Consider the following 15065-nt stretch of genomic DNA (forward strand, 5'->3'; position numbering starts at 1 on the left):
CCCGCGCACTGGCAGACGGCGGCGGTGCTGTTCGGGGTGTGGTGGATCGGCGCCGAGGCGGTGCTGGCCGGCCCGGCGCCCAGCTCGTCGCGCAGCAGGTTGGCCGTCTTGGCGGCCCAGTTGGCCAGCGTCACGCCGGACAGTTCGATGCGCTCGCCGGTGGCGTCGTCGTAGTAGGTGATGCGCGGTCCCACCGGATCGGCCCGCAGCAGCGGATCGAGGATGGCCCCGCTCAGCGTGATCGATTGCGGCACAGGTCGTCAGTTTATGCACTCGGGCTTGTCGGAGCCGGCGGTCAGGATCGGCGATGGCGCCGGAACTCCTGCGTCGGTCGTCACCGCACCGGCGGTCGACACCTTGGCGGGCATGATCGTCGCGTCGCCGGACAGGCCCGAGCCCGGACCGCTGTAGTCGTTGGCCAGCACCACCCGCACCGCGCCCGGCGCCAGCGAGGTGTCGGCGACCACCGGCAGCCCACCCAGTTCCTTGGAGATCTCCTTGGCCCCCAGGTCGTCGCTCTTGGCGGCGCGCACCTGGCTGGTCTTGACGTGCCCGCCGTCGTTGTTGCCCACCGTTCCGGGTGCAAAACCCTTGGCGCTCAACACGTCGGACACCGCCGCGGCCAAGCCGTTGATGTCGGTGTCATTGACGACGCTGGCGGTGGTCTTGGCCGGGGTGTAGGCGATCTCCTCGGTCTTGCCCTGTTCCTGCTCGTGCAGCAGGCCGCCGACCCAGTCGGCGACCTGATGCGGGTCCAGGCGCACCACGCTCTGCATGCCGTCGTCGCTCCAGCCGGCGCCGTCGAGCACCGGGATGGTGGCGAATGCGACGTTGCCGCCGGCCAGCTTCTGCATCTGCTGCACGAAATCCATGACGTCCCAACCGGCGGAGATCACCACCGAGCGCTGGACGGCAGCCTCCAGCCGCTTGACCGTGCTGGGGCTGGACAGCGTCTGCCCGGAGATGACCCGGTGGGCCAGCGAGGCCATCACCACCTGCTGGCGCACCACCCGGTCCAGGTCGCCGCGCGGCAGCTCGTGGCGCTGACGCACGAAGCTGAGCGCTTCGGGGCCGCTGAGTCGTTGCGGGCCGGCGGGGAAGTCGGCGCCCGAAAGCGGTTCGAACACCGGCTCTTTGAGGCAGACGTCGACGCCGCCGAGGGCGTCGGTGATCAGCGAGAAGCCCAGCAGGCCGATCTCGGCGTAGTGGTCGACGGTGACGCCGGTGAGGTCGGCGACGGTCTTGATCAGCGCCTCGCGGCCGGCCTCGGTGCCCTGGGCGGCCGCGTCGGCGGCGGAGTCGCCGGCCCTGACCAGCGCGGCGCGCTTGGCCTCCCGGGTCTGGCCGTAGACGCCGTTGATCTTGGTCTTGCCCAGGCCCGGGGCGGCGACGTAGGAGTCGCGCGGGATCGAGATCGCGGTGGCCGACTTCCCGTTGTTAGGGATGCGGATCAGGATGATCGTGTCGGTGTTGGTGGCTTCCTCGTCGCCGGCCTTGAGCGTGTCCAGCTCCTCCTGGGTCAACGGGTTGCCGTGCGCGTCGGTGCGGCTGTCGAGGCCGACCAGCAGGATGTCGATCGCGCCGTCGTCGCCGCCCTTGCCCAGCGAGGGCGCGGACATGTGAAAGATGCCGTCTTCGAAGGACCGCACATTGGTCCACGCGATCCCGGTGCCGAGGACGACCGCGAGCGTCAGCGCGGTGGCAATCACACGAACCACACGTTGCACAGGCATCCCACTACATTACTTGCGACACAGGAGCTTCACGGGTAGCCGGCGCCCGCGCGCCCCGGCCTTCGTCCCGGCGTTTCGGGCCATGCCAAACTGAAAACCATGTCAGCCAGGATCGTGATTGCCGGCGCCGGTGGGCAGCTGGGCGGCTATTTGACCTCGTTGGCGGCGACTCAGGGCCGCGACGCGCTGGCGCTGACGTCGTCGCAGTGGGACATCACCGATCCCGCCGCCGCGCAACGGATCGTGCAGCGCGGCGACGTCGTCATCAACTGCGCGGCCTACACCGACGTCGACGGCGCCGAGAGCGACGAGGCCGGCGCGTTCGCGGTCAACGAGACCGGCCCCGGCCACATAGCCGCGGCCTGCGCGAAGGCAGGCGCCCGGCTGATCCACGTCTCCACCGACTACGTGTTCAACGGGGATTTCGGCGGTGCCGCGCCCCGGCCGTACGAGCCCACCGATCAGACCGCGCCGCAAAGCGTCTACGCCCGCAGCAAGGTCGCGGGGGAGCGGGCCGTGCTCGCGGCGCTGCCCGAGGCGGTCGTCGTCCGCACCGCCTGGGTCTACACCGGCGGCACCGGCAAGGACTTCGTCGCGGTGATGCGCCGCCTGGCCGCCGGCGACGGCCCGGTCGACGTGGTCGACGACCAGACCGGCTCGCCGACCTACGTCGGCGACCTGGCCGCCGCGCTGTTGCAGATCGTCGACGATCGCGTGCCGGGCCCGATCCTGCACGCCGCCAACGAGGGCGCCTGCTCGCGGTTCGAGCAGGCCCGCGCGGTCTTCGAGGAATGCGGCGCCGACCCGGCGCGGGTGCGACCGGTCTCCACCGACCGCTTTCCCCGGCCGGCCCCCCGGCCGGCCTACTCGGCGCTGGGCAGCGGTCAATCCGTCGCGGCGGGCCTGCGGCCGCTGCGGCCCTGGCGCCCCGCGCTTGCCGCGGCGCTGGCCGCCGCCGAAACCAACGCAGCCGGCGATGGCGCGGCCGAGCGGCCGGTACCCTCTACGCGTGACTGACGTCCTGCCGGTCGTGACGGTGACCTACTCACCGGGCCCACACCTGGAGCGCTTCCTGGCCTCGCTGTCGCTGGCCACCGAGCGCGAGGTGTGCGTGCTGCTGGCCGACAACGGCTCCACCGACGGCACCCCGCAGGCGGCCGTCGATCGCTACCCCAACGTGCGGCTGTTCCACACCGGCGCCAACCTCGGCTACGGGACCGCGGTGAATCGGGCCGTCGCGCAGCTGGACCGCGACGGCGACTGGGTTATCGTCGCCAACCCCGACGTGCAGTGGGGACCGGGCAGCATCGACGCGCTGCTCGACGCCGCGGCGCGCTGGCCGCGCGCCGGCGCGCTGGGGCCGCTGGTCCGCGATCCCGACGGGTCGGTGTACCCGTCGGCGCGCCACCTGCCCAGCCTGATCCGCGGCGGCATGCACGCCGTCGTCGGGCCGTTCTGGAAGACCAATCCGTGGTCGGCGGCCTACCGCCAGGAGCGCCTCGAGCCCAGCGAGCGGCCGGTGGGCTGGCTGTCGGGCTCGTGCCTGCTGGTGCGCCGGTCGGCGTTCGGCCAGATCGGCGGGTTCGACGAGCGCTACTTCATGTACATGGAGGATGTCGACCTGGGCGACCGGCTGGGCAAGGCCGGCTGGCTTTCCGTCTACGTGCCGTCGGCCGAGGTGCTGCACCACAAGGGCCACTCCACCGGCGGGGACCCGGCCAACCACCTGGCCGCGCACCACAAGAGCACGTATCTCTTTCTCGCCGACCGGCATTCCGGCTGGTTGCGCGCTCCGCTGCGCTGGACGCTGCGCGCCTCGCTGGCGGTGCGGTCGCGCCTGATGGTGCGCAGCGCGCTGCGCGCGGCCGGGCGGCAGAAACTCCTAGAAGGGCGACACTGAGGTGGCTGATCTGGTGGGGGGTCCGCAAGTCGATGTGGTGATCCTGGTCGGGGGCAAGGGCACCCGGCTGCGGCCGCTGACGTTGTCGGCGCCCAAGCCGATGCTGCCCACCGCCGGATTGCCGTTCCTGACCCATCTGCTGTCGCGGGTCGCCGCGGCGGGCATCGAGCACGTCATCCTCAGCACGTCGTATCAGGCGGCGGTGTTCGAGGCGGAGTTCGGCGACGGGTCCAAGCTCGGCCTGCAGATCGAGTACGTCACCGAGGAGCGGCCGCTGGGCACCGGCGGCGGAATCGCCAACGTCGCAGGGCATCTGCGGCACGACACGGTGATGGTGTTCAACGGCGACGTGCTCTCCGGGGCCGACCTGGGTCAGATGCTCGACTTCCACTCCGCGCAGGAATCCGACGTCACCCTGCACCTGGTCCGCGTCGGCGACCCGCGGGCGTTCGGCTGCGTGACCACCGAGGAGGGCCGGGTGACCGCGTTCCTGGAGAAGACCCAGGATCCGCCGACTGACCAGATCAACGCCGGCTGCTACGTCTTCTCGCGCGCGGTGATCGACCGGATCCCGCGCGGCCGTGAGGTGTCGGTGGAACGCGAGGTGTTTCCCGCGCTGCTGTCGGATCCCGACGTCAAGGTCTGCGGCTACGTCGACGCCAGCTACTGGCGCGACATGGGCACCCCGGAGGACTTCGTCCGTGGCTCGGCCGATTTGGTGCGCGGCATCGCGCCCTCGCCGGCCCTGCACGGCCACCGCGGCGAGCAGTTGGTGCACGACGGCGCGGCGGTGTCGCCGGGCGCGGTGCTGGTCGGCGGGACGGTCGTCGGGCGCGGCGCCGAGATCGGCCCCGGCGTGCGGCTGGACGGCGCGGTGATCTTCGACGGCGTAAAGGTCGAGGCGGGCAGCGTGATCGAGCGCTCGATCATCGGCTTCGGCGCCCGCATCGGTCCCCGGGCGCTGATCCGCGACGGGGTGATCGGCGACGGCGCCGACATCGGGGCGCGCTGCGAGCTGTTGCGCGGCGCCCGGGTGTGGCCGGGTGTCTCGATTCCCGACGGCGGGATCCGCTACTCGTCCGACGTATAGCCGGGCTTGATCTGCTGAATGTGAAGTTAACTTCACACTCGGCGGTCAGCGTGAAACTAACTTCACACTCGGCGGGCCTGGGCCCGCTCGACCAAATACGCCAGCGCGTAATCCGTTCCGTCCGGCAGGGCGTCGACGGGCCACCACCTCAGATCGTCGGACTCGTCGCTGATCGCGATCCGCGCCCCCGCCGGCGCGTGCGCGACGAACTGCAGATCCAGATGGCGGGTCGGCACCCCCAGCGAGCAGACCACCGGATGCACGTGCACCGCGGCCAGCCGCGGTGGCATCCGCAGCCCGTCGATACCGGACTCCTCGGTGGCCTCGCGCAGCGCCGCGGCGACGATGTCGGCGTCGCCGTCGTCGCAGTGACCACCCAGCTGCACCCACCGGCCCAGGCGGCGATGCAGGGTCAGCAGCACCCGATCGCCGGAGTGGTCGAGCACCAGCGCCGACGCGGTGACGTGGCCGGGCACGCACTCGCGGCGGCAGGCATCGCTGCGGGCGTGCACGAAGGCCAGCACGGCGTGCCGCACCGAGTCCTGGGCCGCGTCCGGGGGATCCCAGCCGGACAGCATCGCGATCGCCGACTCCCGGACGCTCATCGCGACCCCCGCCGATTGCGCCTGTCCCGCAGCGACGCCCACGCCGCACGGCAGCCGGCCACCACCTCGGCCGGCAGGCCCAGGCCGTCGATCAGCACGCGCCGGTCGACGACGTCGAGCGCCTTGTCGATCTCGTTGGCCTTCAGCAACAGGTCCACGTCGCAGGCCAGCCCGGCATCGGCGAGCGCCGGCGGCGGAATGGGCAGCTGCTCGGCCTCGCGGGGCTCGAGCTCCAAAACGCCCCCGCCATAGCTGCGGCCGAGGATCTCGGCGAACGCGAACGTCGCGCTGTTGTGGAACACCGCGGCCAGCGCGGCCGGATCGACGGGGACATCGGAGCCGGCGGTCAGGCGCACCCGGTGCACGGTATCGGTGCTCGTGGCCGCCGCGGCGTTGACGGTCAGCCGCGGCGCCCGGTGGATCTGGCGCAGCAGGAACAGGTCGGGCTGCCACGGCGACGGCGTGCGCCACCAGGGCTTGCGGATCGAGCACTTGTAGCCGCGGTGCACCCCGGCGGCCTCGCCGGCCCGGATGTGGGCGCTCAGCGCGGCGTCGGCCGGCTCGGGCGGCGCGTTGAGCAGCCAGCTGCGGTGCCCGGCGGCGACATCGCTTGTCCGGCAATCGGTGTCATAGATCAGCCCGGACAGCTGGGCGCTGCGCGAAACGAGCGGGACGCAGTGTGGCCGCAACCCCAGCTCCCCGGCCCGGGCGTCGGTGAACGTGAAGAAGGCGTTGCGCCCGGTCACGATGCCGACGTCCACCTCGGCGAAAGAGCCGAGCTTCGACAGGGCGCCGGAACCCTTCAGCTCGCGCAGCAGCCCGATCGCGGCGGGGTCCAGAAAGTACTTGGTCCACTTCTCGTTTTCGTGCAGCAGCGCGGGCGCCCATTCGGCGTCCAGGTCCGCGCGCGCCAGCGCGTCGGCGTCTCGCAGGTGCACGGTGCGGATGCGGGCGGGGCCGGGGCCCACCACGCCGCAGAACAGCACGACCTCCTGCAGGATGCCGTCGAACACCAGGCGCTCGAAGGTCAGCAGGGTGATCTCGCGGAATCGGCTCAGCAGGAACTCGCGCAACTGTGCGGCGTAGGTGACCTGGAGCAGCTCGGCCGGCAGCACCAGACCCACCCGCCCGCCGTCGCGCACCAGCACGGTGCTCGCCACCACGAACGGAACCCAGGCGTTGGTCAGCCGGGTGGGGCGCAGGCCCTCGCGCCGCATCACCTCCAGCGCCGGATCGCGCTGCGGAGCGGGCCAGTTGCCGAATCGGACGTAGGGCGGGTTGCCGGCGACGCCGTCCCAGCCGCCGGGTTCGGCGGTGGCGAGCCAGCCGAACAGGCTCGCGTTGTCGACGGGAGCGAACCGGCGCGACTTGGCCGCCTCACCCGCGATCAGCTCCACACCGCGGACCTCGTCGCTCAGGCCGGCCAGCTCGCGCAGGATGGCGCCGTCACCGCAGGAGGGCTCGACGATCCTGGGCCCGGCCTCGCGGACCCAGCCGGCCAGGAAGCGGGCCACCGGCGCGGGGGTGTAGTAGCCGCCGCGGAGCTTGTCGGCCGTGGCCGCCGCCTTGCCCGCGAACGTCATGGGCTCAGTATCTTTCGAAAATCCGGCATCACTTGCGGATCAGCAGATCACCGGTGTCCGCCGGATCGCGCGGCCCGGCCGGTTCGGCGGCGTAACCGATGGCGATGGCGCCCAACGGCTCCCAGTCGGCGGGCAGGTCGAGCTCGGCGCGCACCAGGTCGGCGGCGAAGATCGTCGAGCCGATCCAGCAGCTGCCCACCCCGCGCACCGCCAGCGCGACCAGCAGGGCCTGCACTGCCGCACCGACCGCCACGGTGAACATGGTGTGCTCGGCGGCGGTGCGCGCGGCGTCGGGGTAGGAGTGGGCGCCGTCGGGCACCAGGAACGGGATGACGACCTCGGGCGCGTCGTAGAGGATCTGGCCGCGCGCCACCCGGCGGTCGATCGAGTCGGCGGGCCGGCCGTCACCGGCGAGGTCGGCGCGCCACTTGTCCTTCATGCGGTCCAGCAGCCGGGTCCGGGTGGCCGGGGTCCGCAGCCAGACGAACCGCACCGGGCGGGTGTGGTGGGGCGCCGGCGCGGTCAGCGCCTCGGCGACGGCGGCCTCCAGCAGGTCGGCGGGCACCGGCTCGGCGCTGAACCGGCGCACCGACCGGCGCAGCAGCTGCGCCTCGCGCCGGCCCATGTCGAGGGCCTCGGCGGTGCCGAGCCAGAACAGGTCCTCGGTGCCCGGCCGCAACAGCCGCCGCGCCGTCGACCCGTCGTCGGTCACGGACAGCCCGCGCACCACCGCGACCGGCATCGCGGTCAGTTTGCCCTTGACCAGGTCGGCGGCCGCGGCGATCTCGTCGGCGATCGCCACCTCGGTGACCAGTAGCTCGTTGCCGTGCTGGTCGACGGCCCCCGAATAGCCGTGCAGCACAGCCAGACCCGCCGCGCCCACCGCCGCGTCGGTCTGGCCGTTGCGCCAGGCGCGCCCCATCGTGTCGGTGATGACGACGGCGACCTCGACCCCCAGCCGCTCGCGCAGCGCCGCGCGCAGCGCCGCGGCGCTGCCGTCGGGGTCGACCGGCAGCAGCGCCAGTTCGTCGCGCCCGACGTTGGACCCGTCCACGCCCGCGGCGGCCTGCACCAGGCCGATCCGGTTCTCGGTGATCAGGGTCCGGCCCTTGCGGGCCAGCACCCGGACGGCCTCGTCGTCGACCAGCTTGCGCCGCAGTCGGTCGCGCTCCTCGGGATCGCGCGGCGCCGGCACTAGCCGGCCCTCGCACTTGGACACCACCTTGCTGGTGACCACCACGACGTCGCCGTCGCGCAGCCACGGCGCGGCGGCGGCCAGCGCCGCGCCCAGATCGTCGCCGGGCCGGAATTCGGGCAGCCCGGCCACGGGCAGGATTTCGATCGCGGCGGCGGCGCCGTGCTCGCCGGCGCGCGTCACGGGCTCACCCCCGCCAGGTCCAGTCCGGCGCGGACCATCTCGGCGGTCGCCTTGGGATCGGTCATCACCAGCGGCACCGAGCGCACCGCCACGCCGTCGATGTCGGCGCGATCGTCCTCGCTCACTAGCCAGCCGTCCAGGATGCCGGTGTCGCGCCGGGCGCCGTAGTGGCGGCCGACCGCCTCGGCGGTGGACTCGACCCCAATCACCGACAGGCAGGCATCGGCCATGCCGCGCAACGGCTTTCCACCGATGATTGGCGAGTAGCCGACGATCGGGGCGCGCGCCGCGCGCAACGCGCCGCGGATGCCGGGCACCGCCAGGATGGCGCCGACGCTCACCACCGGGTTGGACGGCGCCAGCAGGATGACGTCGGCGTCCGCGATGGCCGCCGTGGCATCGGTTGTGGCGGTCGCCTTTTCGGCGCCGACGAACGCGAAGCTGTGGGTGGGCACCTGGGCCCGGTAGCGCACCCACCACTCCTGGAAGTGGATGGCCCGCCGGCTGCCGTCGTCGGGATCGGTTATCACCACGTGGGTCTCGCAGCGGTCGTCACTGGCGGGCAGCAGCCGCGCGCCGGGCTGCCAGCGGTCGCACAGCGCGGTGGTGATCTGCGAGAGGGGATAGCCGGCATTGAGCATCTGAGTGCGCACCAGGTGGGTGCCCAGGTCCCGATCGCCGAGTCCGAACCAGTCCGGCTGCACCCCGTAGCGCGCCAATTCCTCTTTGGCGTGCCAGGTTTCGTCGCGGTGACCCCACCCTCGCTCCGGATCTACACCTCCACCTAAGGTGTACATGCAGGTGTCCAAATCGGGGCAGACCCGCAGTCCGTGGATCCAGGCGTCATCGCCAATGTTGACGATCGCCGTCAGCTCGTGACTGCCGGGTTCCGTGTCCGGACGCCGTTGCGTTTGAAACTGACCGAGCCCGAACAGCTGTTGAACCCCCAGCAGGAAGCGGGCGCCGCCAACCCCACCGACCAGAACGGTGACCTTCACATTGCACGACAGTACTGCCCGGCGAGCGTGCCGTGGCGGGCCCGTCGGGGCTGCCTCAAAGTTGCGGTTCCCCAGCGCTTGTGGGCAACGTGTGGGAAAGTTGAGGGCTGTGTGATCGACACGCCGAAGGCGCAAGACAACAGAAACGCCGAAATTCGATCACGAGATGGTATGGAAATGCGCCGAAGTGCTTGACCCGGCAGATCAACCCGTGTCTAATCACAACAGTGTCATTTCCCGGTTGGCCGGCCGACTCCGGTGTCGCAGACCGAGATTCGATCACTTGTTCGAATTGTCTGTACATCAGAACAGTGGGAAACCAATCACTCTCTCTCCAATCAAGCTGAGGAGGCGGACGACCGTATGTCTTACGAAACTTTTCGAGGCGCCATGGCGAGCACGCCGCACACTGACATCGACCCGGCACTGGACCGCCCCGCTCGGCCCCATTTGACCGTGGTCCCTGATGCCCCAATCGCTTTCGAGCCCGAGCCCATGCCCGAGCCGGCCGCCGATCAGTGGCAGGACCGGGCGCTGTGCGCCCAGACCGACCCCGAGGCGTTCTTCCCCGAAAAGGGTGGTTCCACCCGCGAGGCCAAGAAGATCTGCCTGGGGTGCGAGGTGCGTCATGAGTGCCTCGAGTACGCCCTCGAGCACGACGAGCGCTTCGGCATCTGGGGCGGTTTGTCCGAACGCGAGCGCCGCCGCCTCAAGCGCGGCATAATCTGACGCACGCTGATTGCAACGCGCGCTGAGCGTTAAGCCTCCAGCGCTCCACGCGCGACGCGCAGCGGAAAAGTTATTCGTCGTCGATTGTCGGATCGATGACCGACGGCTCAACGTCGAGATAAATGGCGACCTGGGCCACCAGGATTTCGTGCAGCAAGTCGCCGAGTTCGACGGTGTCCTTCGCCCGTCGTTCAATCGGCTTGCGGAACAACACAATTCGCGCCCGCGTGGAGTTACCGCGGATGTCGACGCCGGCCGGGATCAAGCGCGCCAGCGGGATCGGCCCGTCGGCGATCACCTCGGGTGGCCACTGCACACTGTCGGGATCCTTGGCCGAGATGCGCGGAATCTCGTCGACCGCCACGTCCAGTTCGCCCAGCCGGTCGGCCCAGCTCCGCTCGATGGGTTCGTAGGCCTCCAGCACCGCCATGTCGAACCGCTCGGCGCGGCTGCGCCAGCCCGGCACGGTCGGCGGCAACAGCGGGCCGCGCATATCGCGCCCGCGGCGAAAGGGTCGATGGGTCGCGGCTCGGCGCGGCACCGATCCGTCGTAAAACCGATCTCTTCGCGGGGAGCTGCGCGAATCGCCCACGCGCCGATGGTAACGGTTGCACATCGAGGGCCGGTCGGTTGCGCGTGTCCGGCGCTTCGGGGGCGTTTGCGCACGATAGCCTTTCGCTCGTGAACGTTCCCCGTCGCTGTTGCCGGCCCGGGTGCCCGCACTACGCCGTGGCGACCCTGACGTTCGTCTATTCGGACTCGACGGCAGTCGTCGGTCCGTTGGCGACCGCGCGGGAACCGCATTCCTGGGACTTGTGCGTCAACCACGCCGGCCGGATCACCGCCCCCCGCGGATGGGAGTTGGTGCGCCATGCCGGCCCGCTGCTCGCCGAGCCCGCCCACCCCGATGAGGACGACCTTGTCGCCCTCGCCGACGCGGTGCGCGAGGGAAGCAATCGCGCCGCGCCGTACGCCGTGACACCGGTGAACGGCTTCGCCGATGCGCACATCCAGCACGGCGGCGCCCAGGCCACCGCGCCCAGCAGCAGCGTGCTCGCACCGCCCGAGCACCGGTCCGGACGGCGCCGCGGGCATCTGCGCGTGCTGCCCGATCCCAGCGACTAGCTAGCCTCTGGTTCGTGGCCCGATAGGCTGACGGCCAAGAGTTCACGTCGTCAGGAGTCCCGCATGTCTCGGCCCGCCGCGACAGTCCACCGTGTCGTCAAGGCGTACGACGTGCGTGGGCTGGTCGGCGAAGAGCTCGACCAGCCGCTCGTCACCGATCTCGGCGCAGCCTTCGCCAAACTGATGCGCGCCGAGGGCGCCGGACAGGTCGTGATCGGCCACGACATGCGGGACAGCTCGCCCGCGCTGGCCGCCGCGTTCGCCGACGGCGTGATACGCCAGGGGTTGGACGTGGTGCGCATCGGCCTGGCATCCACCGATCAGCTCTACTTCGCCTCCGGGCTGCTGGACTGCCCCGGCGCGATGTTCACCGCGAGCCACAACCCGGCGGCCTACAACGGCATCAAGCTGTGCCGGGCGGGGGCGAAGCCGGTCGGTGCCGACACCGGACTGCGGCTTATCGCCGACGACGTGATCGCCGGCGTCGACGGCTACGACGGCGACCCCGGCACCGTCAGCGATCGCGACGTGCTGGCCGACTACGGACAGTTCCTGCGGTCGCTGGTGGACACCGCCGGGCTGCGCCCGCTGCGGGTGGCCGTGGACGCGGGCAACGGCATGGCCGGCCTGACCACGCCCGCGGTCCTGGGCCCGATCGGCTCGATCACGTTGCAGCCGTTGTACTTCGAGCTGGACGGCACGTTCCCCAATCACGAGGCCAACCCGCTCGACCCGGCCAACCTGACCGACTTGCAGGCCTTCGTGCGCGAAACCGGCGCCGACATCGGGCTGGCGTTCGACGGAGACGCCGATCGCTGCTTCGTGGTCGACGAGCGGGGCAACCCCGTGTCGCCGTCGACGGTGACCAGCCTGGTGGCCGCCCGCGAGCTGGGCCGCGAGATCGGCGCGACGATCATCCACAACGTGATCACCTCGCGCGCGGTGCCCGAACTGGTCGCCGAGCGCGGCGGCACGCCATTGCGGTCCCGGGTGGGGCACTCCTATATCAAGGCGCTGATGGCCGACACCGGCGCGATCTTCGGCGGCGAACATTCGGCGCACTACTACTTCCGCGACTTCTGGGGCGCCGACTCCGGGATGCTGGCGGCGCTGTACGTGCTCGCCGCCCTCGGCGAGCAGGACCGCCCGCTGTCGGAGCTGACCGCGGACTACCAGCGCTACGAATCCTCCGGCGAGATCAACTTCACGGTGGCCGACGCCGCGCGATGCACCGAAGCGGTGCTCAAGTCATTCGGCACCCGGATCCACTCCCTCGATCACGTCGACGGGGTGACGGCAGACCTCGGCGACGGCAGCTGGTTCAACCTGCGCAGCTCCAACACCGAGCCGTTGCTGCGGCTCAACGTCGAGGCGCGCACGGCCGAGGACGTGGCCGCGGTGGTCGCCCAGATCAGCAACGAGATCAGCGCGGCCTCGGCCAACGGGTCGGGCGCGAAGGCCGCGCCGTGAACGCCACCCGGGCGGTCAATCTCGAGGACACCGAGGGCCTGCTGGCGGCCGACCGCGACGGCCTGCTGCGCGCAGCGTCGTCGGCGGGTGCGCAGGCGCGCGCGATCGCCACCGCGGTCGACGAGGGCGCGCTGGACCCGCTGCGCGCCGACGATCGCCCGCGCAGCGTCATCTGGGTGGCCGGCCGCGGTACGGCCGAGAGCGCCGGGACGATGCTGGCCGCGACGCTGGGCGGAGCGGCGTCGCAGCCCTTCGTGCTGGCCGGCGAGGCACCGCCGTGGGTGGGCCCGCTCGACGTGCTGATCGTCGCGGGCGGCGATCCCGGCGATCCGGCGCTGGCCGCCGCGGCCGCGACCGGGCTGCGCCGCGGCGCCCGGGTGGTGGTGGCGGCGCCGTACGAGGGCCCGCTGCGCGACGCCACCGCCGGGGGCGCGGCGGTGCTGGCGCCCCGGCTCTGGGTTCCCGACGAGTTCGGGCTGTGCCGGTATCTGGCCGCCGGCCTGGCGGTGGTGCACGCCCTGGACCCGCGACCGACCGTCGACCTGGGCTTGCTCGCCGACGAGCTGGACGCCGAGGCGCTGCGCAACAGCGCCGCCCGGGAGCTGTTCACCAACCCGGCCAAGCTGCTGGCCGCGCGGATCGCCGAGCGCCAGATCGCGCTGGCGGGTGATGGCGCCGCGACGCTGGCGCTGGCCCGGCACGGCAGCTCGGTGCTGTTGCGGGTCGCCAACCAGGTGACGCCGGCCACCGGGCTGGCCGACGCGCTGGTCGCCCTGCACGCCGCGGCGTCGGCTGGTTCCGGGGACGGCTTCACCGATCCCGACGCTGCGCTCTTTCACGACGAAGAGATCGACGGACCGCTGCCGCAGCGGTTGCGAATACTGGCCGTCGTCCTGGCGGCCGAGCAGCCGGGCGTCGCCGCCCGCACCGCCGGCCTGGACAACGTCTACCTGCTCGCCGCCGAGGATGTGCCCGACGGGCCCGGCGGCTCGGCCGGCTACGGCGTTTCGCCGGCGCTGGGGGGCCCCGGTAGTCCCGAGCAGCAACTGGCAGTATTGGCCGTCCGACTGGAAATGGCCGCGGTTTATATGCGACTGGTGCGGGGATAGATACAACAGTGGAACTGCTTCGCGGGGCCTTGAGAACGTACGCCTGGGGTTCGCGTACCGCCATCGCCGAGTTCACCGAACGACCGGTGCCGGCGGCGCACCCCGAGGCCGAACTCTGGTTTGGGGCGCACCCGGGTGATCCGGCCTGGCTCGAGACCGACAACGGCGAAATCACGTTGCTCGAGGCGCTGGTCGAGGACCCGGAGGGACAGCTCGGGCCGGCGTCGCGGGCCCGATTCGGCGATGTGCTGCCGTTTTTAGTCAAAGTGCTGGCCGCCGACGAGCCGCTGTCGTTGCAGGCCCATCCCAGCGCCGCCCAGGCGGCCGAGGGCTACATGCGCGAAGAGCGGGTCGGCATTCCGCTGACCTCACCGGTGCGCAACTACCGCGACACGTCGCACAAGCCCGAGTTGCTGGTGGCGCTGCACCCGTTCGAGGCGCTGGCCGGCTTCCGGCAGGCCTCGCGCACCGTCGAGCTGTTGCGGGCGCTGGCCGTCTCCGACCTGGACCCTTACATCGACCTGCTCAACGACCAGTCCGACGCCGACGGCCTGCGCGCGCTATTCACCACGTGGATCACCGCGCCGCAACCCGACATCGACGTGCTGGTGACCGCCGTGCTGGACGGCGCGATCGCGTACCTCAGTTCGGGGGCGACCGAATTCGCCGCCGAGGCCAAGACCGTGCTCGAGCTGGGCGAGCGCTATCCCGGCGACGCCGGGGTGCTGGCGGCGCTGCTGCTGAACCGCATCACCCTGGCCCCGGGCGAGGCGGGTCGCCACGATCGGGCCTAGGCCCCGGTCACAACCCCACCGTCGCCCTGAACAACTTGGTGGGTTGGTGCGCGACCAGCCGGATCGGGGCGTCGTCGGCCGCGACCCAGGCGGCCATCCCCCGCTTCAGTGTCAGCGAGCCGGATTTGCCGTGCACCGTTGTGCAGCCCTGGCTGCACAACAGGATCTGCGGGCCGTCGTGGCTGCACGTCGCGTCCACCTCGTGGCCGACGTACTCGTCGTCGAGCTGCAACAGGGCGACGGCGAACTCGTCGGTCGGCGTCTCATAGATCAGGCCGAAGCCCTCGCGGCGGATGGGCGGGCGCAGCTGCTCCTCGGTGGTGGGCGTGAAGTCCAGCACGCGCAGCAGCTCGGGCACGTCGACGTGCTTGGGGGTCAGCCCGCCGCGTAACACGTTGTCGGAGTTGGCCATCACCTCCACCGCGAAACCGCGCAGGTAGGTGTGCAGGTTGCCGGCGGAGACGAAGATGGCCTCGCCCGGGGCCAGGGTGATGCGGTTCAGCAGCAGCGCCGCCAGCACCCCGGCGTCGCCGGGATAGCGCTCGCCCAGC

14 protein-coding genes and 2 pseudogenes are annotated in these 15065 nt (G+C 71.4%); 8 read left to right on the forward strand and 8 right to left on the reverse strand.

Annotation, left to right across the window (positions count from 1 at the left end; genetic code table 11):
* Both A5624_RS17145 and A5624_RS17150 read right to left on the reverse strand, forming a co-directional pair.
* The coding region (locus A5624_RS17145; RefSeq protein ID WP_255400045.1) for a TIGR03089 family protein at window positions 1-254 on the reverse strand (254 nt) is incomplete at its 3' end.
* A 6-nt stretch (window positions 255-260) separates the two neighbouring features.
* Window positions 261-1733: an LCP family protein gene (locus A5624_RS17150; protein ID WP_066868482.1), complete on the reverse strand. Its 1473-nt coding sequence runs from the start codon at window positions 1731-1733 to the stop codon at window positions 261-263.
* Between the two features lie 99 nt (window positions 1734-1832).
* Here A5624_RS17150 and rfbD point away from each other — a divergent pair, with 99 nt between their 5' ends.
* Genes rfbD through A5624_RS17165 form a run of 3 tightly spaced genes read left to right on the forward strand, consistent with a single transcriptional unit; the run spans window position 1833 to window position 4723 of the window.
* Window positions 1833-2750, forward strand: coding sequence for a dTDP-4-dehydrorhamnose reductase (rfbD, locus tag A5624_RS17155; protein WP_066868483.1), 918 nt, complete (start codon window positions 1833-1835; stop codon window positions 2748-2750).
* Window positions 2710-3633 (forward strand): glycosyltransferase family 2 protein, encoded by a 924-nt coding sequence (locus A5624_RS17160; RefSeq protein WP_156749061.1) that lies wholly within the window; start codon window positions 2710-2712, stop codon window positions 3631-3633. The genes rfbD and A5624_RS17160 overlap by 41 nt, the downstream gene beginning before the upstream one ends.
* A 13-nt stretch (window positions 3634-3646) precedes the next feature.
* Complete coding sequence (locus A5624_RS17165; protein ID WP_066868502.1) at window positions 3647-4723, forward strand: sugar phosphate nucleotidyltransferase; 1077 nt, start codon at window positions 3647-3649, stop codon at window positions 4721-4723.
* Between the two features lie 62 nt (window positions 4724-4785).
* Here the strand turns inward: A5624_RS17165 and A5624_RS17170 are convergent, their stop codons facing one another.
* The 4 genes from A5624_RS17170 to cofD are packed head-to-tail and all read right to left on the reverse strand — an operon-like array spanning window position 4786 to window position 9287.
* A complete protein-coding gene (locus A5624_RS17170) occupies window positions 4786-5328 on the reverse strand; it encodes an NUDIX hydrolase (RefSeq protein ID WP_066868486.1) in 543 nt (180 codons plus the stop codon).
* A complete protein-coding gene (locus tag A5624_RS17175; protein ID WP_066868487.1) occupies window positions 5325-6911 on the reverse strand; it encodes a class I SAM-dependent methyltransferase in 1587 nt (528 codons plus the stop codon). Before A5624_RS17175 ends, A5624_RS17170 begins: the two co-directional genes overlap by 4 nt.
* A 28-nt stretch (window positions 6912-6939) precedes the next feature.
* Window positions 6940-8289 (reverse strand): coenzyme F420-0:L-glutamate ligase, encoded by a 1350-nt coding sequence (locus tag A5624_RS17180; protein WP_066868488.1) that lies wholly within the window; start codon window positions 8287-8289, stop codon window positions 6940-6942.
* A complete protein-coding gene (cofD, locus tag A5624_RS17185) occupies window positions 8286-9287 on the reverse strand; it encodes a 2-phospho-L-lactate transferase (protein ID WP_066868489.1) in 1002 nt (333 codons plus the stop codon). The genes A5624_RS17180 and cofD overlap by 4 nt, the downstream gene beginning before the upstream one ends.
* Window positions 9288-9677: 390 nt before the next feature.
* Between cofD and A5624_RS17190 the strand changes: the two genes are divergently transcribed.
* Complete coding sequence (locus A5624_RS17190) at window positions 9678-10016, forward strand: WhiB family transcriptional regulator (RefSeq protein WP_066868492.1); 339 nt, start codon at window positions 9678-9680, stop codon at window positions 10014-10016.
* Window positions 10017-10086: 70 nt separating this feature from the next.
* On the opposite strand, the gene A5624_RS17195 is transcribed toward A5624_RS17190, so the two are convergent.
* Window positions 10087-10509: a metallopeptidase family protein gene (locus tag A5624_RS17195; protein ID WP_066868494.1), complete on the reverse strand. Its 423-nt coding sequence runs from the start codon at window positions 10507-10509 to the stop codon at window positions 10087-10089.
* 188 nt (window positions 10510-10697) lie between these two features.
* Between A5624_RS17195 and A5624_RS17200 the strand changes: the two genes are divergently transcribed.
* From A5624_RS17200 to manA, 4 genes and pseudogenes are all read left to right on the forward strand, one after another.
* Window positions 10698-11141 carry a DUF3499 domain-containing protein gene (locus A5624_RS17200; RefSeq protein WP_197497961.1) on the forward strand — a complete coding sequence of 148 codons (444 nt, stop codon included), beginning with the start codon at window positions 10698-10700 and terminating at the stop codon, window positions 11139-11141.
* A gap of 63 nt (window positions 11142-11204) precedes the next feature.
* Window positions 11205-12611: a phosphomannomutase/phosphoglucomutase gene (locus A5624_RS17205; RefSeq protein ID WP_066868498.1), complete on the forward strand. Its 1407-nt coding sequence runs from the start codon at window positions 11205-11207 to the stop codon at window positions 12609-12611.
* A complete protein-coding gene (locus A5624_RS17210; RefSeq protein WP_066868500.1) occupies window positions 12608-13720 on the forward strand; it encodes a TobH protein in 1113 nt (370 codons plus the stop codon). Before A5624_RS17205 ends, A5624_RS17210 begins: the two co-directional genes overlap by 4 nt.
* Window positions 13721-13728: 8 nt before the next feature.
* Window positions 13729-14493 (forward strand): annotated as a pseudogene (manA, locus tag A5624_RS17215) (mannose-6-phosphate isomerase, class I); the annotation flags it as partial.
* A gap of 28 nt (window positions 14494-14521) precedes the next feature.
* Here manA and A5624_RS17220 read toward each other — a convergent pair.
* Window positions 14522-15065, reverse strand: a pseudogene (locus tag A5624_RS17220) (mannose-6-phosphate isomerase, class I); the annotation flags it as partial.

It is taken from the genome of Mycobacterium sp. 1482292.6 (assembly GCF_001672995.1).
In the GTDB taxonomy this organism is placed as follows: domain Bacteria; phylum Actinomycetota; class Actinomycetes; order Mycobacteriales; family Mycobacteriaceae; genus Mycobacterium; species Mycobacterium europaeum_A.